Consider the following 20,509-nt stretch of genomic DNA (forward strand, 5'->3'; position numbering starts at 1 on the left):
TTGCTTAGTGTACGTTGCCCATCAATCTTTTGATCAACGGAGAGGCTATGACGACCAATACCCCGGCACCAAGAGCGTATTGCGCAATGAGCATAAACCCGTTCGTATAAACTGTAAGGGTACTAAACCCACTTATGTCGGCATCTGTGCTTTCGATGGCCAATTGCTTGCCTATAAATCCGACCACTTGAAACGCAAATGCCGAAGAAAGGAACCAAACTCCCATCATAAATGCTACGATACGCTTTGGAGAAAGGTCCGTGATTTTGGACAGTCCAACAGGTGACATGAACAGCTCCCCGACCGATAATAGGAAGTACATCAACAGCAAATAAGTGAAGGGTACAAATCCATTTTCGTTAGCACTCGCACCACTCACGGCCAAGGCATAAAAACTGATTCCAGCGAACAAAAGCCCCATTCCGAACTTGTAAGGGGTTCTTGGGTTGAGTTTCTTTTTGGACAACCATTGCCACATTAAGGAAATCGGGATGGCCAGAATAATGATCCACATGGAATTCAAAGAATTCGTCTGAGAGGCTGACATGATTCCTTCCAGGTCCACATTTCGAGCAGCAAAAAGGGTAATTACACTACCTGAGAGTTCGTGGAAGCCCCAAAAGATTGTCATAAAAAAGGTAATCAGTACTGCTACAAAGAGCTTTTTACGTTCTTCCAATGTAGCCTTGTACATGATATATCCCAGATATACCAAAATGGACAATCCTATTAGTTTAAAAATTACATTGACGATATTCTGATCGTCGAAAAAAGTGCCCTCTGCTCCCAATGCTTTGTAGGCAGACAATAGATACGCTATGATCGGAACCGAAGCAAACGCCAAAACCGGTACCAATATGCCTTGTTTTAGGCCAAACACTTTTTTATCGATATTACCGTTTTCCGGTGGGAGGCCTTTATCTCCAAAAACTCCTTTTTTAATTCCGCTCCAAAAAACAATCAGACCGGTAAGCATTCCAATCCCAGCAAGTCCAAATCCATAGTGCCATCCATATTTGGCCGCCAAATAACCGCAGAGCAAGGGTGCTACCCATCCACCAATATTGATTCCCATATAAAAAATGGTAAATCCTGAATCTTTTTTCGGGTCACCATCTTTGTACAACGAACCTACAAATGTTGAAATGTTCGGTTTGAAGAAACCGTTACCTGCTATGATAAGTGATAGTGCCAGAAAAAAGGTAACATGGTTTTCAATAGCCAGGACAAAATGCCCCAATGACATCAAGATACCTCCCAAGAATATGGATTTTCGCATTCCGAGAATACTATCGGAAATACGACCACCAATAACGGTTGAAGCATATACCAATGAACCATATGAAGAATAAACTGCTGCGGTAGCATAATCCCGCTCCATTAAGGCGGCGAATATTACATCGACCATATAAAGGGTGAGCAAAGCTCGCATCCCATAAAAGCTGAAACGTTCCCATAATTCAGCAAAAAAGAGGTAGAACAAACCTCTTGGATGCCCAAATAATTCTTTTTCATGAGCTGGTTTGGATACTTCTGACATAACTGTATTGGTTTAAGTTCTAAAGATTTTCTTTAACGAAGTTGGTCATTTTGGTATAGAGGTGCAATCTTGTATTTCCTCCATGAATTCCATGGTTTTTATCGGGATAAATGGCCCAATCAAATTGTTTGTTGGCCTGCACTAAGGCTTCTATCATTCGCATAGTGTTCTGCACGTGAACATTGTCGTCCCCCGACCCATGAACCAACAAATATTTTCCTTTCAACAGTTCTGGGTAGTTGAACGGAGAGTTGTCATCGTAGCCTGTTGGGTTTTCCTGTGGCGTCTGCATGTAGCGCTCGGTATAAATGGTATCGTAAAAGCGCCAAGAGGTCACAGGTGCTACGGCTATGGCCATTTCAAAAGTGTCGTTGCCCTTTAGCAAACAGTTGGTGGACATAAAACCACCATAGCTCCATCCCCATATTCCTGTTCTGTCCGCATCAATATAGGAACGCTCGCTCAATTGCTTGGCTGCGGCAATTTGGTCTTCCACTTCGTATTTACCCAACTCTTTTTGGGTCAGTTTTTTAAAGTCACGGCCTTTTAATCCCGTTCCCCTACCATCCACACAGGCCACAATGTAACCTTCGGACGCCAAAAGCTGGTGCCAATAATCGTTGCTGCCCATCCATGAATTGGAAACTTGTTGCGAACCTGGACCGCTGTATTGGAACATGAACAATGGATATTTTTTATTGGGATCAAAATCCACAGGTTTGATCATGTACATATTAAGGTCGTACCCATTTACAGTGATGGTGGAAAATTCTTTGGGCGCTATCTCGTAGTCTTCCAGTTTGTTCAGCAAAGCTGAGTTGTCCTTGATTTCCTTCACCAATTCACCGTTTGATGCATTGTGCAAGGTGAACCTGTACGGCGTGGTCGCACTGGAATAGGTATTGATGTAGTAGGTAAAATCACTGCTAAAAGCTGCAGCATTGGTACCTTCTTCGGTGGATAATGCTTTCTTGCGCTTTCCTTTGGTAGAAATACTGTAAACGCCCCTATTGATGGATCCATTTTCAACCGACTGATAAAAAATACGGTCATGTTTTTCGTCATACCCGTAGTAGCGTGTCACTTCCCAAGGACCTTCGGTAATCTGGTTTTTTAGTTTTCCGTTTCTACCATATAAATACAAATGATTGTAACCGTCAGTCTCACTCGTCCAAATAAAACTGTCGTCACCTAGAAAGGTGAGGTCATCATCAATATCCACATAGGCTTTATCTGTTTCTTCCAGCAAAACCGTAGCAGAATTATCTTCTGCGTTTACTGCGTAGAGCTTCAAATCGTTCTGGTGACGGTTCAAGGTCTGTACACTTAAATCTTTTGGATCGTGCATCCATTTGATTCTTGGAATGTAGTAGGGATCATTGAGGTCAATATCCGAAATAGTGCCGGAAGCCACATCGTACATATGCAAGGTAACGATGGAGTTTTTCTCCCCTGCCTTGGGATATTTAAATTCGTATTGGTACGGATATAGATCTGTTCCATAAAAATCCATGGAAAAATGTGGTACATCGGTTTCATCAAACCGGAGGAATGCAATTTTGGTTCCGTTACTGTTCCATTCAAATGCGCGTACAAAGGCAAATTCCTCTTCGTAGACCCAATCCGTCACCCCGTTGATGATGGTTCCCTTACTACCATCGGTGGTAACTTGTTTGGTGGTCCGTGCTGCCAAATCCATCACATATATATTGTTGTCCAGTACATAGGCCACTTTACTGCCATCCGGAGAAAGGGTAGGTTCCTGAATCTTGGTCTCGGCCACTTTCACCAATTCCTTGGAAGCAATATCATACACATAATAAATGCCCAAGCGGGAACGTCTGAAAATTGGTTCCACTTCGGTGGCCAGAAGCACTTTGGATTCATCATCGCTGAAGCTGTAAGAAGAAAAGTAAGGAATGGCATCGGACGAAGCTACGATGGTCTCCACTTTCTCCAAGGTTTCATAATCATATTTGTCCAAACTGCTGGTCCGTGGGGAACGTGTAGTATTAAGAATGGTGTATTGGGTGCCGTTGTTCATGGATCGCAGTACGTCCATGTATTCTGTTCTGAATTCCCCTCCCCAAATCTCTTCAAGGGTTATTTTTTTCTTTTGCGCTGTTGAAAAGGTAAAAATTCCCAATAAGAACAGGAATAGAAAAGACTGTTTGTTCATGAAGTGAAAAATTGATTAAAAATCCTCTTTAATATCAAAAAAACGCTTTTGTTATCTTGAGCACGGTCCGAAGGTCAAACAAAAATGTCCTGACTGTCTCTCGACATGACATTTTGTTTCAAATTATAAAATAGCTTCGATACTACTGCTACGCTCTGTTTATTTGATTAAAAACTCCCAAGTTTACTAATATTTATCGGAAAAATAAATTTTGATGTTGCATTTGCAACAAATTTTAACCTTTGGTTTGCATCCATATTCCTATAAAATTGAAAGCCTCGGCGAAATGGTCAATATCCGTATATTTGAATGCTTTAATCCAGCTTTATGAATACTCCCATTGAAGGATTTTCCAAACTCACCAAAACCCAAAAAATAGATTGGATAGCGAAAAACTGTACCAAGGACCCAAAAGGTACCAAACAGTTGTTGGAGCAATATTGGAATACGGACCCCAGAGTGCAACAGTTGCACGATGAGTTTATAGAAAACACCGTATCCAATTACTACTTGCCCTTTGCCATAGCTCCAAATTTTAAGATAAACGGGGAACTCTATGCCGTACCCATGGCCATTGAGGAAAGTTCCGTGGTGGCCGCAGCAAGTAAGGCAGCAAAGTTTTGGCTGGAACGTGGTGGTTTTAAGGCTGAGATCATCGGCACGGAAAAAGTGGGACAGGTACACTTTATCTATAAAGGGGATAAGAAAAAACTTGCCGATTTCTTTGTATCCGTTAAACCACAACTTCTTAAAAGTGTTGCATCCATCACCCAGAGCATGGAAAAACGAGGCGGGGGCATCAACAATATTGAATTGAGGGATTTAAGCGATAAAATAGAAGGCTACCACCAGCTCCACTGTACTTTTGAGACGCTGGATGCCATGGGCGCCAACTTCATCAATTCTTGTTTGGAGCAATTTGCCAAAACCTTAAAAGAGCAAACTCTTGCTTTTGATGGATTTACGGAGGAAGAGAAAAATATCGAGGTGGTGATGAGTATTTTGTCCAACTACGTGCCCAATTGTTTGGTCAGGGCAGAGGTAAGCTGTCCGGTTTCGGAATTAGGGAATGCGGATATGCCAGCGGCAACGTTTGCAGAAAAGTTTGTGCAGGCGGTCAATATAGCCAAGGTTGAACCTTACAGGGCCGTCACGCACAACAAGGGTATTATGAACGGTATCGATGCCGTTGTGCTTGCTACCGGAAACGACTTTAGGGCCGTAGAAGCGGGCATTCATGCCTATGCAGCCAAAAATGGTGCATATTCCAGCTTGACCCATGTCAAGATCGATGGTGATATTTTCAAGTTTTGGATAGAGGTTCCCCTCGCCCTCGGAACCGTGGGAGGATTGACTACCTTGCATCCTTTGGTGAAGCTTGCTTTGGAAATTCTTCAAAATCCATCCGCGAAACAATTGATGCAAATTGTCGCCGTAGCCGGATTGGCCCAGAACTTTGCAGCAGTTCGTAGCTTGGTCACCACAGGCATCCAAAAAGGGCACATGAAGATGCACTTGCTCAATATGCTCAATCAAATAGGGGCAACCGAAAAAGAAAAACAACAACTGGTCACCTATTTTAAGGACCGGACCGTAACAAATGCTTCCGTAAAGGAGGCTTTGGAAAAAATCAAATCTAAATAATGGAGAAGGAGTTTTACAGTAATGGCAAATTATTACTTTCTGGCGAATATGCTATTTTAGATGGGGCGCTGGGCTTGGCCATCCCCACCAGCTATGGGCAGTCGCTCCATGTAGCTCCAACGGAATCAGGATTTTTGGAGTGGACCAGTTTTGATGAAACCAATGAAATATGGTTCTCCGCGAAGTTTGACCTTAATGATTTACGTGTGGTTTCCACTTCCGATGATGCCATGGCCAAAACCTTGACATCCTTGCTTTTAGAAGCCAATGCCCTAAACCCTTTACTCCTGACGGACAGTAATGGTTTCCAAATAGAGACCCATCTTACTTTCCCAAAATCGTGGGGTCTTGGCACCTCCTCTACATTGATCAACAATTTGGCCCAATGGGCACGGGTAGATGCCTATCATTTATTAAGGAACGCTTTTGGGGGCAGCGGTTACGACATCGCCTGCGCGCAGCACAATTCACCGATTACCTATCAACTGGTGGATGGGGAACCTCAAGTAGAGCAGATTGATTTCGACCCAATTTTTAAGGAATCCTTGTTTTTTGTTCACCTTAACCAAAAACAGAGCAGCAAAGAGGCCATAACCAACTATAGGGAACAACAGTTTGACAAGTCCAAGCTGATCAAAGAGGTTTCGGACATTACCAAAAAAATGATTAGAGCTTCCACATTATCCGGTTTTGAGACGTTGATGGAAGAACACGAAACCCTACTTTCACGTGTTTTAAAAATGGAGCCCGTAAAACAACGTCTTTTTCCAGATTATTTTGGAATGGTAAAAAGTCTTGGTGCCTGGGGCGGGGATTTTGTTTTGGCCACTGGTGATGAAAAGACCATATCCTATTTTAAAGAGAAAGGGTACGAATCGGTGGTTCCCTATGCAAGAATGATTCTATAAATTTTCGTCGGGGTTTTCCTTTTTACAAAGTTTTCAACCTCCCACATCAGTTCATTTCCCTAATCCATAAACTCAAATAGGGCATTCGTCAATTGTGGCCACTAAATAAGAAACCTTTTTTGCACTTTGCAGAAGAAGAATGTAGCTAATTCAATAGATCTTCTAAAAAAGGAGATGTTATGTCATTTTTTTGGAAGTACACTTTTATCTTTTTCATTGTTTTTGATTGTGCGATTGTTCTCTTTTTAATTCTGAAAAAAAGGAACAGGCCATTCAAGAATAAATTGCTGTTGCTCTTTTTGTTTCTATTTGCCTACAATGCTATTCTGATAGTATTTAGCTTGATGGCATCTGAGAATAAAATGCAGCATCTCATTGTATTTGCACTTTCAGCAACCTTACTGCTCTATGGAGTACTGATTTATTTCTGCTTAAAATTTCCCGAGAGGTTTTTTGGGGGAGTTTCCTCAGTCTTGGCATTGAACCAGAAGAGCATCAAGTACGAAAAAACGGGGCTTTCCGAGGCATTCTCACAGGAATTAAAAGACAAATTGGAGAACGTCATGAGTGAGGAAAAGCTTTATTTGAACCATGAACTCAGACTGGGCGATATAGCCGACCTCCTTAATATTTCCAGACACCATGCATCCCAAGTAATCAATGAAAATTTCAATATGAGTTTTTATGATTATGTAAACTCGTATAGAATTGAAGAAGCAAAAAGCAAACTAGGCTCAAGTTTTGAAAATACATCAACTTCCATTTCAGATGTTGCCTATCAGTGTGGCTTTAATAACAGGGTTTCGTTCTACAAAGCTTTTAAGAAGATAACCCGTATCACTCCAAAAGAGTTTATTCAGAAGGCTGCATAATTGTAAATGTTAATCTTGGTCGGCAAATGCGTTAAGGTTAATAAGCGCTTACACTTCCGTCTCCTGCTTTCTTTTTTTTTGTCGTGCAATCCACAAGGTGGGGCCCTAAATCTTATCTTCTTTCCGATTTATTAGTTTTCATTGTTTCGGAAGATTTTTTGAATTAGCCTACAAAACGAGATTTATCCCCTCCTTGCTTGGATTCATAAACTAACTCTTAAATAATTTTTATGAAAACAAAAAAATGTTGGATGATGCTGACGCTGTTCATCTGTGGAATCACAGCAGCTCTAGCACAAGAAAGGAGTATTTCCGGAACTGTGACCGCTCAAGATGGACTGCCCCTTCCGGGTGTTTCAATTGTTGTGGTCGGCACTACAAATGGAACCCAAACTGATTTTGATGGAAACTATTCCATTTCAGCTTCCGTAGGGCAGGTATTACGTTTCAGTTATATCGGACAAAAAACGGTAGAAAGGACAGTCGGCAGTTCTTCCGTCGTCAATGTAACTATGGAAGATGATACTCAAGCTTTAGAAGAAGTGGTAGTCACCGGATATACTTCCCAAAAACGATCTGATATTACAGGTTCGGTAGTTAAGGTTGAATCAGAAAAATTGAGTGAAATAATTGCGCCTTCTGTTGACCAGGCACTTCAAGGAAATGTTTCAGGATTGACCGTTTCTTCAACATCTGGAACACCTGGCTCTACGTCGAACATACGTATTCGTGGTATAAGCTCGATTACCGCTGGTAACGAGCCATTGTATGTAATTGATGGTGTTCCAGTCTCCAATGGCAATGTGGGTACGAGCGGTGCTTATTCGTCACTTTCCGCACTCGCAGGGTTGGACCAAAGTAATATTGAATCTATAACCGTTTTAAAAGATGCTTCTGCTACGGCTCAATATGGTGCCAGAGGATCTAATGGGGTAATTCTTATAACCACAAAGCGAGGTAAAGTTGGCAAAACCACATTTAGTATTAGCAGTAGCTATGGCTTTCAAAACGATGCTATAACTGGCCCAGTGCCTCTTAGTGCCGCCAATAGGCTCGAACTTGCTGCAGAGGCCTATTATAATGATGGTGTTGTGGACTCAAAAGCAGAGGGCATAGAATATGTTTTAAACATACCTGCGTTTGCCCAATGGGATGCTATGGGGCGCCCTGAAGCAAGATGGGATAGAGCTGTTGCCAACAAGGATGCGGTTATTCAACAACATAGCTTCTCCGCAGCTGGTGGAGGCGAAGGACACACATTTTTCGCTTCTCTTGGATATATGCAACAAGAAGCAACGGTGATTGGTTCAGATTTTGAGAGAATTTCAGGCGCTTTGAATTTTTCAAAAGACCTAACCCCAAATATTACGTTCAGCACAAACAATCAAGCATCCCATATGTTGCAGAATGCATTTTTGGAAACGAGTGCTTATTTTGAAAGTCCGCGATCTGTGAAATACTTTTTATCTCCCTTAGTACAGCCTTACAATCCAGATGGGAGCTATAATTTATTCGGTGGTTCTTTACCAAACCCTCTTTATTTGACTGAAAACAACACAAGTGAGAATAGGTTAACTCGTATGGTGACCAATAACAACATAACTTGGGACTTTGCTAAAGGTTTCACTTACGGAACTACATTTAACATAGACTTCCAATTATATAATTTTAGGACTTATTCCAATCCAACTTATGGATACGGAGCAGCTACAAGTGGAGATGCCAGTCAATATGACAGAACAAACGTATTCTACGTTTTTCAAAACTATCTTGACTACAGTTTAAATTTAAATGATGAACATCGATTTAAATTTAAATTACTACAAGAATATCAATCAAACCGTAGATATTTTTTAGGTGCTGAAGGTCAAAATTTTGCAGATGAGGGGTTGGAAAACTTGGACAACCTTGGAACACCTACAAGTATTAGTTCCTCATTCAATGATTGGTATGTAGGAGCTTATATGGGATTACTGAATTATTCTGCGTTCGATAGTCGTTATGTTTTGGACCTATCTTATAGACGAGAAGGCAACTCAAGATTCAGTAAAAAGAATCGCTGGGGTAACTTTTGGTCGGTAGGTGCTGCTTGGAATCTTAATAGAGAAAACTTCTTGGCAGATTCAGATGTGGTAAACACCCTTAAACTTCGTGCATCATATGGGGTAACTGGTAATGCCCTCATCTCATTGAATCAATATCAATCCTTATTTGGGTACGCCGCAGATTATGGTGGCGAAGGTGCACAATACGTGGATACTTTTGGCAACGATGATTTAACTTGGGAAACATCCAAAACTTTGGATGTAGGTATGGATTTTGGCCTGTTCAAAAACTTCCTGACCGGTAGTGTTGCATTTTTTGATCGCGATTCCGAGGACCTGCTATTGGACGTACCTTTGTCCGAAACCACAGGGTTTTCCAGTCAAGTACAGAATATTGGCGCACTAAATAATAAAGGATATGAAATTGAGGTAAACTTCAACTTGGTTGATACCGAAGATGTGAAACTAAGTATTGGAGGTAACTTCTCCAAGGTAGAAAACGAAATTACATCTCTTCCTGTTGATCCTAACGGTGAGGAAAGAACCATTACCACAGTTCGTACAAGGATTGAAACCGGGCATCCGGCATATGCATGGTACATGCCAACATGGGCAGGTGTAAATCCAGAAACAGGTGTTGAGGAATGGTATATCAACGGTGTCGATGGAGAAACCACAGATAATTTTAATGAAGCAGAAGCAGTTTTTCAGGGAGGTAATGCCGTACCCACAACCACTGCAGGTCTTAACTTAAATTTTTCATACCGAGGGTTCTTTTTGAATGCATCGGGCTACTATGCTGGCGGACATAAGATATACGAAGGGTGGCATTTATACTTAAACCAGTCAAACTCATATCCAATACTAACTTTTCAAGGATACACTTCCTTGTTGGATAGATGGCAACAACCAGGTGATATTGCTAGAAATGGTGCATTCACAACTTCTAGTTCACCATGGCAAAGACATTCCAAATATTTATATGATGCCGACTTTATACGCTTAAGAGCTTTAACCGTAGGTTATGATGTTCCTTCCAGAGCCCTTGAGACTATCGGACTAACCAAATTAAGGTTTTTTGTCAGGGGAAACAATTTGTTGACTTGGGTAAAGGATGATAACTTATTGTTCGATCCTGAAGTTGATGTTGACAGTCAAAATGGAACCGTTGATCCCGGAGAAACTGGTCTTGAGACTCCACCAACACGCTCAATTTCTCTAGGTGTAAATATAAATTTCTAAGAAAAAGACAATGAAAAGAACAATAAAAAATACTAGCAAGTTACTGTTACTAAGTGCTGGCATATTATTAAGCTCATGCACTACGGACAGCTTGGAACCTACTTTGGCACAAAATAAAGCGGTCGAAGGCAGTGTGACCAACGTGGACAACCTATATAGTATCTTAAAAGGAGTACATAACACCTTGACCGGTTCAGGATACTATGGTCGAGATTTAATCGCCACTAATGAGGTAAGATCAGACAACTGCTTTTCAAATGGGAACTCTGGTAGATTTACCACACAGGGTGAATATGAATACAATGCAAATACTGGATTTATCTGGGACAATGCTTACTATGTAATAGCAAACGCAAATATTATAATCAATACAGATGTAACCACCTTGGATGGAGATTTAGAATATGGTAAACACCTTCAGGGAGCAGCAATGATATTACGCGCACTTGCCCATTACGATTTGTTACGCGTTTATGGACAGCAACATGCAGGGGGTACACTGGGTGTACCAATAGTAACTGAATTTAAAGGAGAAGATTTATTTCCATCACGTAATTCGGTAGATGAAGTTAAAGAAGCTATTTATAGTGACCTAGAGTCAGCCTTTGATATGATGAACTCGAGCTATGATACTTCCAAAACTATAGTTTCCAAATATGTCGCCAAGGCCTTAGAAGCTAGGGTAGCCGTTTACTTCGGTGATTGGGCAAGAGCTGTATCTGCATCTGAAACCGTTATTAATTCCGATTTGTATGATATCATAGATGCTGCCAATTATCTTGATAGTTGGACTACCGATGGAGGTACAAATATATTATTCGAATTGGCCTTTAGCGGTTCCGATAATTTAAGCTCCAACTCATTATCCTACATATATAGATTTCCTGAAGATTCACCAGCAGGTTACGGTGACATTCAAGTTGTTAGTTCTGTGATTGACATTTTTGAAGATGGGGATGTTCGCTTAGGAATACTGGGTTATCAAGATAACGGGACCCGATTAAGAAATATGGGGAAATATCCAGACACAGCTGTTGGGTCAGATAACATCCCACTTTTCAGATATGAAGAAGTGATATTGAATTATGCTGAAGCTCTATTGGAAACTGGTGGAGACGCCCTTTCGCAAATTAACATGCTCCGTAACAATAGAGGAGTACCTGATTTGATTTCTGTTACCAAAGAAAATATTCTTAGTGAAAGAAGAAAGGAGCTAATGTTCGAAGGCTTTCGCTATGATGATTTGGTAAGGACAGGTCAACCTATCCCATATTGGGGATCCAATCAAAATAGCTTGGGAACTATTACTTATCCAAACAATTTATTTGCATATCCTATACCTACTAGTGAGATTAATGCAAATTCCAATATGGAGCAGAATGATGGATACTAATAAAACATTGGTCAACTAGCTTTTTGGTATAAAGCCGCATTCCGTTGAATGCGGCTTTTTCGCTAAATGATGTATACATCAACCCAAACCCCCCATTCGTCAATTGGCACCCTAAAATCTCACCTATTGCTGTTAAGTTTGAGCTTCTTCATCAAACTTTTACAACAAATGACCCAAGTCTTAAAAAAAACAGTTGATAAATTTCTGATAGGAGCCCTACTCCTTTTCTGTTCCCTTTCATTTTGCCAAGAAGATATTCAGGCAAGCCTACGTTTGGACAATTTCTTGAACAGAAGCTGTACCACCCACTTTAAGGAGATTACTTCAGAATCGGTTAAAAACATTTTGAAGCACAACGTCTACTACATTACTCAAGAGACCATGAACATTTATGGAGAAAAAGAAAAACAAGTCATTGAGTTCATTGTTATAGACGATGGTCAGAAGGTAAATCGGTTTGAGCATATCAAAACCGACACCGAGCTTCCAGCATTGGCAAGCTATATTCGTGAGGACTTCAGATTGAACCAAGAATCCGCGCCGGACTTCCAAACACTTCTGGACTATATCTACCCTATTGCAGAATGGAAGCCTGACAAACGAGAATATTTCTTTCAAAATGGCAAATGGTACTTCCTACGCGATGCCTATTTTAGGACCAAACAAGGTTTTGAAATTACCGTGAACCCAAAAGGAAAAATAACCCACATCTGTTATAAAATGAAATGGGACGAACCCGAAAGTAAATAGGTTCTTTACATAATAAAAAAAGCCTCCCGGATCGGGAGGCTTTTTTTATTATCGTTTTGGCTATATCCTAGTAGAATGTAGCTCTTTTGTCTTCTATCTCTGCTTTATCCTTTAACGCGTTGTAAACGGCGCCATTTACCCTAGCTGCTGCACTGGTTTGAAGGTTTTGGGCATAGGTACTATAGTTTTCTACGTCCGGGGCCTCCGTTTTGTTGGTAACCTTGATCATGTAAACACCGGTATTGCCCTCGATCAAATCGGAGGTTTGATCCTTGTCCAAAGAGAATGCGGTACCTACCACCAAAGGCTCCCTACCTGCTCCAGGCAATGTGGGAGATGTTAATGTGACGGCTGAGGCGGTACTTTGGCTCACATTGTTATCCGATGCGATGGCGTCCATTGACTTGCCCTTATTGGCCGCAATGATCTGTTCCGCTTTACGCTCTTTTCTGATTGCCGGTAGTGCGGTTGCCGAGGCATCTTCCGGTGCCATAAGTCCTTTATTGTACTTTTTGGTCAATTGTACAACGGCATATCCATTGTTCACATTGAAACGTTTGATATCCCCAACATTGGTATCCTCGTTAAAGGCCCATTGTACAATACTGCGCTGTGAACCAAGTCCGGGAAGACTCTCTTCCATTTCCTTGATTTTATTCACAGGTCTTACAGCATAGCTGCTTTCCTTGGCAATATCCCCAAAGCTTTCAGGTTCTGCATCCATAACGGCCATTTCGTATTTGGTCGCATTGGTGAACAAAGTGTTGATGGTCTCTTCGGAGGGTTCTATTTCCCTTGCCAATGTAGCAACTTGTATTATATCCTGTTTATCGTCAACCTTGATTACGTGGTAACCGAACTGGGTCTCTACCAACCCAATGGTCCCCGTAGGATTTCCGAAACAGAAATCGTTGAACTCATCTGCCATAATGCCTTCTTGGAAATATCCCAAGTCTCCACCTCTAGGTGCGGAAGGTCCATCGGAGTTTTCCCTGGCCAAGGTGGTGAAGACTACATCTTCTTTTTTGGCTTCGGCCAATAATCTTTTTGCTTCAACTTCAGCTTCTTCCTTGGTTCTTGTCACTGCTGGGTTGGCTCTTTCAGCACCTTCCCAAGTAATCAAAATATGGCTTGCCTTCACGGTTCCGTTCTCTTTACGGTCCATGATCTTGGAAACTTTATAAAAGTCCCCATCCTTATAGGGTCCATAGATTTCCCCAACGCTCATCGCCATCAATGTATCTGCAACAACGGATGGAAGGTCTTTCTTCGCTTTATAAATGGTATCGAACTTGGTATCGGAATACTTATCCAAAAACACCTCCATATTATTGGTGTTCCTGAAGCCCAAAATGGTATCATTGGCATCTTTGGCCTCGGAATATTCCACGGTATCATCCATTAAAGCAGCAATCTCGGCCTTTACGCTGTTCTCATCTTCCGCTGATGGTTTTTCATCAAAATATACAAAACGGATATCGCGTGCCTTATCTTGTTCGAACAAGGCTTTATGGTCGTTGATATAGGCTTGGATATCACTTTTGGAAACTTCGATGGTACTGTCCGGAATGGAAGTGTAGGGAACACGGACATATTGCAGGTCCACTTTATTGTTTGCCATTCCATAATCCAATTCTCCTTCGGTAAGGGTAGCGGCCACTCCACCTTTGATCAAATTGAAATACATACGTTCCTTGGCAGCTTCTATAATGGATTTTTCATCTTGCAGCCATGCATCATAACGCAAGGGGTCGTTTGCCCTCCAATCGGCTATGGCACTTTTAAAGACTTGCTCGTTGAATATTCCGTTTTCATCCTGAAAGTCAGGAATCTGGGCGTAACCGGATGTTCTCACGAATTCTATGATCTGATCGCTTTCTACATCAATGCCCAGATCTTCAAACTGCTGATTTAAAATGGCCTTACGAATTTCTTGATCGTACACCATGTTCACCAACTGGGTAGAACTGACACTGGGACCATATCGCCTGGAAGCATTTTCCACTTGGGTCCTAAATTCGTCAATGGGAATATTCTCTCCATTTACCTCCGCAATCGAGGAGCCTACTTTTCCACCAGAAAAATTATTACTGCTGAATACTCCCGATATTACAAATGCGAACAACGCCAAACCAATGATAAGAATAAGAACTGTTGTTCGTTTTCTAATATTCTCTAATATTGCCATTTTACTGCTTGTTTTCTTTAAATTCAGTGGGCGAAAATACCACTTTCTTTTCAAATAGGAAAGCTAAAAAAAGGACGGAAATTATTAATCCTCAGCATTAACGCGCAAACTCACCAAATCAATTTTGGTATTTGACACCTCAAGGATTTTAAAAGTGAAATTGTCCACGGTAACTTCGGAATCCTGTTCTGGAATCTCACCCGTTTGGTTAACAATGAGCCCGCCCAAGGTTTCGTATTCTTCGCCTTCGGGAAGTTCCAATTTATAGTTTTCGTTGATGTAGTCCACCTCTATCCGGGCGGAAAACTTGTATTCGTTCTCGCTGATCTGCTCTTCGTGAAGATCGGTAGAATCGTGCTCGTCCTCAATTTCCCCAAAAAGTTCCTCTATGATATCCTCTACGGTAAGTATTCCGGATGTACCCCCATATTCGTCCAAAACCACCGCCATGCTCTTACGTTTTTTGGTGAGAACATTCAAAATGTCCTGAATAAGCATCGTTTCCGGTACAAACTCCACAGGCAGCATAATGCTTTTTATGGTCTTTGGTTTTTTGAACAACTCGTAGGAGTGTACATAACCAATAATTTCATCGATGCTGTCCTTGAACACCAGAATTTTGGAGTAGCCCGTTTCGGTAAAGAGTTTGGTAAGGTTCTTCGGGGTCTCGTTCAATTCCACTGCTGTGATTTCCGTACGGGGCACCATGACCTCCCTTGCCTTTACCGTTGAAAACTGAAGGGCATTCTGAAAAATCTGGATCTCGGAATCCACATCGTCTTCCTCCTCCACGGTTTCCATTTGTTCCATAATGTAATCCCCCAGTTCCAATTTGGTGAACGAGAGTTGTACCTCATCGCCTTCTGTCTTAAAAAATATCTTGAGTATAAAATCGGATACTTTGATCACAAACCATGAAATTACCGAGAACAGGAGGTAAAAAATGTAGGCCGGTACCGCAAAAATCTTCAAAAGGACGTTGGAATATATCTGAAAGAATACTTTGGGCAAGAATTCGGCGGTCAACAATATGACCAAGGTTGAAATCACCGTTTGGGACAACAAACTGAAATCAGTGAGGAGTGCATTCAGGAATTGATAATTTGTGGGCAACAGTCCTTGAAACCATTCCATGAGCATTTCACCCATAAAAAGACCATAGATCACCAGGGCAATATTATTGCCAATAAGCATAGTGGCAATAAATTTTGAAGGTTTGTCGGTAAGCAGGGTAAGTACCTTGGCCAAAAAGCCCTCTTGCTTTTTTTCAATTTCAATATGGATTTTATTGGCGGAAACGAAAGCTATCTCCATTCCGGAAAAGAATGCCGAAAACAACAGCGAAAGTACAATGATGATTACGGAGGAATCCAAGGCTATTGTTGATTATCCTTTTTACGTTGTTCAAAGCGCTTCCGATATCTTCTTCTGAAAATGAACATGGCGATGGACACCACTGCAAAGAAGATAAATATATAGGTATCCTTTGGGTTGATGCTCCAAAGTGTGGCAATCTTATAAATGGAGATGGCCGCTACGGCCAAGTAAAGGTATTCGGTATATCTTAATATTCTGATCATTCTATTCTTCCTCTTTTATCGTCATTAATCCGTAGGTCTTGTGGGCCTTGAAAAAACTGAAATCCTTGTTGAAGTCCATGCCTTCACCATCCATTACGGTTCCATCTTCGGGATTGGTATATGTAAACGCTGCTTCCGTAAAGATCCAATTGTTCTTTCTGTCAAAGTACAATTGGTCGGTTTCCAATTTTTTGCCGTCATGGCTTTTGATTACTACGTTGCCCTGTAAATCTATTAAATTGGTCAGTGAATATACGATTCCATAATCTGCTACGATAACGCTTTTTTGATTTTTTTCATCATAAAAGTCGACCTGAAGCCCTTTGGGAAAGGTACGGAATTTAAAGTTTTGGTTATCAAAATCCTCGGACAATGGACTGGTAAGAACTGCGATTACCCTGGAGTCTGCAGAATCTTGGGTGCTCATCGCCTCTACCGTTTCGGTGTAGGTTAGGGTGAAGTTTTCCGCAACGCCTTGCGGGAAAAGAGGTTTTACTGCTTCTTCCCCCACCCTTTTATAGTCGTCGCCACAGGACATAAAAAGGATTGCCACGGTTAAAACCGTGGCAAAGCTCTTTAAAATATGTTCTAATGTATGTCTCACTACAAATTAGGTACGGTAACACTACCGCCTACCCAACAGCTAAAGGAAATGGTCTGACCTGCTTTTCCTGAGCTAAAGATCATTTCTTTGGATGGGGCTTTGGCATCGTAATTGGCTGCAAGCTGAGCGGCACGTCCGCTCAAAGCGGGGTCAACTGTACCAGCTTTTCTGGCCATGGCCGCAGCTTTCCAATAAATCGCTCTCTTCTCGAACGGTGTATCTCCACAAGCGTTGGCGCTATTTCCATAAAGAGTGGCTATCAACAAATAGGCTTTACCATTTGCTGGATTGGCATCGATAGCTTTTAACGCATAGCTTCTTGCTTGCGATGAACTGCTATTTCTGACTGTCGCAGCGATTTTATAAAGAATTTCAGATTTTTTATATGAATCTGTTTCCAGCTCCACTGCTTTGTTAAAGTCAGCCAATGCACCGTTCATGTCCCCAGCTTTTTGTTTTAATGCACCACCGTACATATAAGCATCGGCGGATGGATCTAAAGCCAATTGGGCCTCGAACAATTTTCTGAACATTGGGTCGTCTATACATTCTTTGGAGAACATTCTTCCTACGGCACGCTTTACCCACTTTACGTCATCTTTCTTTTCATCAAAGCTTTTCTCGTACAATGGAATAAGGTTGTCACAGTCTGCAAGTGCACCCAATTTGGAATCCACGCTGCTTGCTACTTTACCATATGACTCAGAGTTTACGGTAGCCGCTTTCAACATTCTTTTTTCCTTGGAGCTCAAAGTTCCCAAAGAATCTTTTGGCAATAATTTTGTAACTACGGCAGTCAATTCTTTGTTCTCATCCTCAATTTTCCCTGTAACATCATCATATGTATCAAATACATCTTGAAGATCTTTTTTACCTGCACCGTGCAAATCTACCAGACTGGAGAAATAAAGGTACAGGGCCCTTGGGTTCTTGAAGTTTTCTTGATCTTCTTTGAACGCTTTATCCAACATGGCAAACAGTTCGTCATCGGAAGCCATTTTGTTCTCGTACAACAACAATGCCTTGTCTATTGCTACCCCAGCTTTGGTATAGTTGGTGGGGAAATATTTAAGACTGTTGTCATAAAGCCCCAATAAATCTTGAATATAGCCATCTTTTTCGGCACCGGTCGAGTTCTCGATCTTGTCTTTCAAGATTCGCTCTCCGTAAGAGAAATTGGCCTTGTTGATGTCAGGACAGCTTTCGTAAACCATTTTCCATGGTTCATAAGCTGCATCATAATTTTTAACCTTTACGTGCTCTGCATAAATAGACAGATTGGTCATACACTCGGGGTTCTGTGCTTGGGCCATACTTAATCCCGTCAACATGGTGACCATTATCATTGTTAAGTAGTGTCTCTTTTTCATCTTTCTAGTTTTAAAGCTGTTAAAGTACAAATTTTCATTAAAAAATCCTCTTAAAGGACATTCTATGGGTGGTTATTTATCAATTTATTAAAAAAAGGGCCTATCAATTTATTTTTGTTTTCTGAAACCATCTATCATTTAAGGATAAACCGATATTGATTTTTAAATAACTCTCCTCTATGAGGTTTGCGTCTGTTGTTCCCCTTCTTCCCAGCTCAAAACCTAGGTTAAGATTTGAGAAATTGGCTCCCAACGGTAAACCCAATCCAAAAGTTATGCCAAAGTTGTTTATCTCCTTATTGTTCACGGTGGAACCACTTACATCATATCTTAATCCTGCGCGATATGTTACTCTTTTAAAGTAACCGGAAAGTGAGCGATAGTCGGGCACCCAGTATCCCCCAAAGGCGTAGGTACTAGCATCGTTATAGGTAACATTATCCAGACCCAGAAAGGCATTGTCAAAATCACTAAGTTTTTGAAAACTGTATTCTCCGCCCAAAAACCATTTTTTATTCTCTCCGAAACCGACGCCCAAAGTGGTCCTTGTTGGAATTTTTAGTTCGGTGTTCCTTAGGTTGGACGCATCCAGGTTCACATCAATAACTTCCACATTGTTCCCGTTTGAGAGGGAGAACGAACCTAGGGTCTGGGTATTCTTGGACACCAGATTCCCTTGGGTGTTGACCAAGATTGAGGTATAGAGCGTGTATTTGTCCTTAATGGTCGGGGTATAGTTAAGGGCGTACTTAAAATCGTACCCATTGATCTTGGACTGGCGGTTATCCAAAGTTCCGAACTGGACGCCTTCCACACTTTGTACCCTTCGGTATTCCAAGGTTCCAAAATTAAAATTGGCCGTTACCCCCAAGCTCAGGTTTTTGATAGGTTCAAAACCGATGGATGCGTACAAGCGGTTAAGTCCGCCCTCACCTTCATAAAAGTTGCGCACTTCGGCATTCTGGTCGTTCACGGAGGATGAATTTAAGCTGTACCCTACGGACGAATAGGGCATCAAACCAAAACCAAAGCCCAGATTTTCTGCCAAAGGAAAGCCGATGGAAAGGTAATCTAGGTTGGTGATCGAAACATTTTGTTCTTCGGACCAGTCCTTCAACCTGTATTCCCTATGGGATATACCTGCGGTGTAGGCGGTCAACCTGAGTTTGGAATATGCAGCGGGATTGGACAGGTTGATATGGATACTGTCCCCATACATACTTATACCCCCCATCATTTGGTTGTCCACGGTTCCGTTGTCCCTGTGGTCGCCGATTCCAAAGTAAGAATATGGCGAAATGGTTCCATTTTGTGCGAACAGACCATGGGCAGCCACGCAGACAAAAGCGATCAGAATTTTTTTAATCATTCAGTTTGTGTTGTATTCCAGTAGGCGGTTTAGCCCCTCCAAGAGAAATTTGGAGTTCGCAAATATGGTGTTTTTTAGCCTTTTGGCAAAAAAATGGGAGTCTCCACCTGTTAAAATAACTGTTAAATCTTGAAATCGGGTTTTATATTGGCCAATCACCCCGTCCACTTCTTGTGCCACACCATTGATTACCCCGCTGTGCATGCAGGATTCGGTGGAATTGCCAATAAAATCCAGCATTTCATCTGGACCGAGCAACGGAAGCCCCGCTGTTTGGTTGTGCATGGCGGTATACCTCATCCTTATTCCGGGCGAAATTGCTCCCCCAACATATTCTCCGGCGTTGTTAACCATATCGTATGTTATGCAGGTGCCGGCATCGATGACGAGGGTGTTCCCGCGCGGGTTTTCGTAATATGCCGCCGTGGCCAGTGCCAACCTGTCCACCCCCAGTGTTTGGGGGGTCGCATAGCTATTTTTAAAGGGAACCTTGGATGCCGGGGTGAGCACGTGCACTTTGCAGAATAGCGCCACTACGTCCCGCTCTTTTTTGTCCAACTTGCCAACGGAGGACAAGATTGCGTTGTTTATTCGCGGATACTTCTCGAACAGCTCCCTGATGTTGGACAGGAAGAGGCCCGATTCAAAACTGTGGTCGTGGACCAGTCTTCCGTTGTTAAAAACAGCATATTTGATGAGGGTGTTGCCTATATCTATTACCAAATTCATAGGACAAAGATCGGGAATTGGAAAAAATCAAAACCTTTTTTTATGGTTTTTGTTTGTATATCCTAATTTTGAAATTATATTTGCACCCGCTTAACA

General features: G+C 41.7%; 15 protein-coding genes. 6 read left to right on the forward strand and 9 right to left on the reverse strand.

Features of this window, described 5'->3' with window-relative positions:
* Window positions 1–4: 4 nt before the first annotated feature.
* Both SD449_RS10120 and SD449_RS10125 read right to left on the reverse strand, forming a co-directional pair.
* The gene (locus SD449_RS10120) at window positions 5–1,540 is read right to left on the reverse strand and encodes a peptide MFS transporter (RefSeq protein ID WP_318310396.1); all 1,536 of its coding nucleotides are present in this window, start codon (window positions 1,538–1,540) and stop codon (window positions 5–7) included.
* Window positions 1,541–1,559: 19 nt separating this feature from the next.
* The gene (locus tag SD449_RS10125; RefSeq protein WP_318310398.1) at window positions 1,560–3,719 is read right to left on the reverse strand and encodes a S9 family peptidase; all 2,160 of its coding nucleotides are present in this window, start codon (window positions 3,717–3,719) and stop codon (window positions 1,560–1,562) included.
* Window positions 3,720–4,046: 327 nt separating this feature from the next.
* On the opposite strand from SD449_RS10125, the gene SD449_RS10130 reads away from it, so the two are divergent.
* From SD449_RS10130 to SD449_RS10155, 6 genes are all read left to right on the forward strand, one after another.
* The gene (locus tag SD449_RS10130; protein ID WP_318310400.1) at window positions 4,047–5,363 is read left to right on the forward strand and encodes a hydroxymethylglutaryl-CoA reductase, degradative; all 1,317 of its coding nucleotides are present in this window, start codon (window positions 4,047–4,049) and stop codon (window positions 5,361–5,363) included.
* The gene (locus SD449_RS10135) at window positions 5,363–6,271 is read left to right on the forward strand and encodes a GYDIA family GHMP kinase (RefSeq protein ID WP_318310402.1); all 909 of its coding nucleotides are present in this window, start codon (window positions 5,363–5,365) and stop codon (window positions 6,269–6,271) included. Before SD449_RS10130 ends, SD449_RS10135 begins: the two co-directional genes overlap by 1 nt.
* A gap of 362 nt (window positions 6,272–6,633) precedes the next feature.
* A complete protein-coding gene (locus SD449_RS10140; protein WP_318310403.1) occupies window positions 6,634–7,143 on the forward strand; it encodes a helix-turn-helix domain-containing protein in 510 nt (169 codons plus the stop codon).
* Between the two features lie 230 nt (window positions 7,144–7,373).
* Complete coding sequence (locus tag SD449_RS10145; protein WP_318310404.1) at window positions 7,374–10,430, forward strand: SusC/RagA family TonB-linked outer membrane protein; 3,057 nt, start codon at window positions 7,374–7,376, stop codon at window positions 10,428–10,430.
* Window positions 10,431–10,440: 10 nt separating this feature from the next.
* Window positions 10,441–11,823 (forward strand): RagB/SusD family nutrient uptake outer membrane protein, encoded by a 1,383-nt coding sequence (locus tag SD449_RS10150; protein WP_318310405.1) that lies wholly within the window; start codon window positions 10,441–10,443, stop codon window positions 11,821–11,823.
* Between the two features lie 168 nt (window positions 11,824–11,991).
* On the forward strand, window positions 11,992–12,573 hold the full coding sequence (locus SD449_RS10155; protein WP_318310406.1) for a hypothetical protein: 582 nt from the start codon (window positions 11,992–11,994) through the stop codon (window positions 12,571–12,573).
* 67 nt (window positions 12,574–12,640) lie between these two features.
* Here SD449_RS10155 and SD449_RS10160 read toward each other — a convergent pair whose 3' ends face one another.
* The 7 genes from SD449_RS10160 to SD449_RS10190 all read right to left on the reverse strand — a co-directional run bounded on the left by SD449_RS10160 (window position 12,641) and on the right by SD449_RS10190 (window position 20,413).
* Entirely contained in the window at window positions 12,641–14,761 is a 2,121-nt protein-coding gene (locus tag SD449_RS10160; RefSeq protein WP_318310408.1) for a peptidylprolyl isomerase, read from the reverse strand.
* Window positions 14,762–14,845: 84 nt separating this feature from the next.
* A complete protein-coding gene (locus tag SD449_RS10165; RefSeq protein WP_318310409.1) occupies window positions 14,846–16,135 on the reverse strand; it encodes a hemolysin family protein in 1,290 nt (429 codons plus the stop codon).
* A 2-nt stretch (window positions 16,136–16,137) separates the two neighbouring features.
* Entirely contained in the window at window positions 16,138–16,341 is a 204-nt protein-coding gene (locus SD449_RS10170; protein ID WP_318310411.1) for a hypothetical protein, read from the reverse strand.
* Between the two features lies 1 nt (window position 16,342).
* On the reverse strand, window positions 16,343–16,945 hold the full coding sequence (gene lptC / locus SD449_RS10175) for an LPS export ABC transporter periplasmic protein LptC (protein ID WP_318310413.1): 603 nt from the start codon (window positions 16,943–16,945) through the stop codon (window positions 16,343–16,345).
* Complete coding sequence (locus SD449_RS10180) at window positions 16,945–18,315, reverse strand: hypothetical protein (RefSeq protein ID WP_318310415.1); 1,371 nt, start codon at window positions 18,313–18,315, stop codon at window positions 16,945–16,947. The genes lptC and SD449_RS10180 overlap by 1 nt, the downstream gene beginning before the upstream one ends.
* A 103-nt stretch (window positions 18,316–18,418) precedes the next feature.
* Window positions 18,419–19,684: a hypothetical protein gene (locus tag SD449_RS10185; RefSeq protein ID WP_318310416.1), complete on the reverse strand. Its 1,266-nt coding sequence runs from the start codon at window positions 19,682–19,684 to the stop codon at window positions 18,419–18,421.
* Window positions 19,685–20,413: a type III pantothenate kinase gene (locus tag SD449_RS10190; RefSeq protein ID WP_318310417.1), complete on the reverse strand. Its 729-nt coding sequence runs from the start codon at window positions 20,411–20,413 to the stop codon at window positions 19,685–19,687.
* Window positions 20,414–20,509 lie beyond the last annotated feature (96 nt).

Origin of the sequence: Flagellimonas crocea, assembly GCF_033441595.1 — a bacterium.
GTDB classification, from domain to species: domain Bacteria; phylum Bacteroidota; class Bacteroidia; order Flavobacteriales; family Flavobacteriaceae; genus Flagellimonas; species Flagellimonas crocea.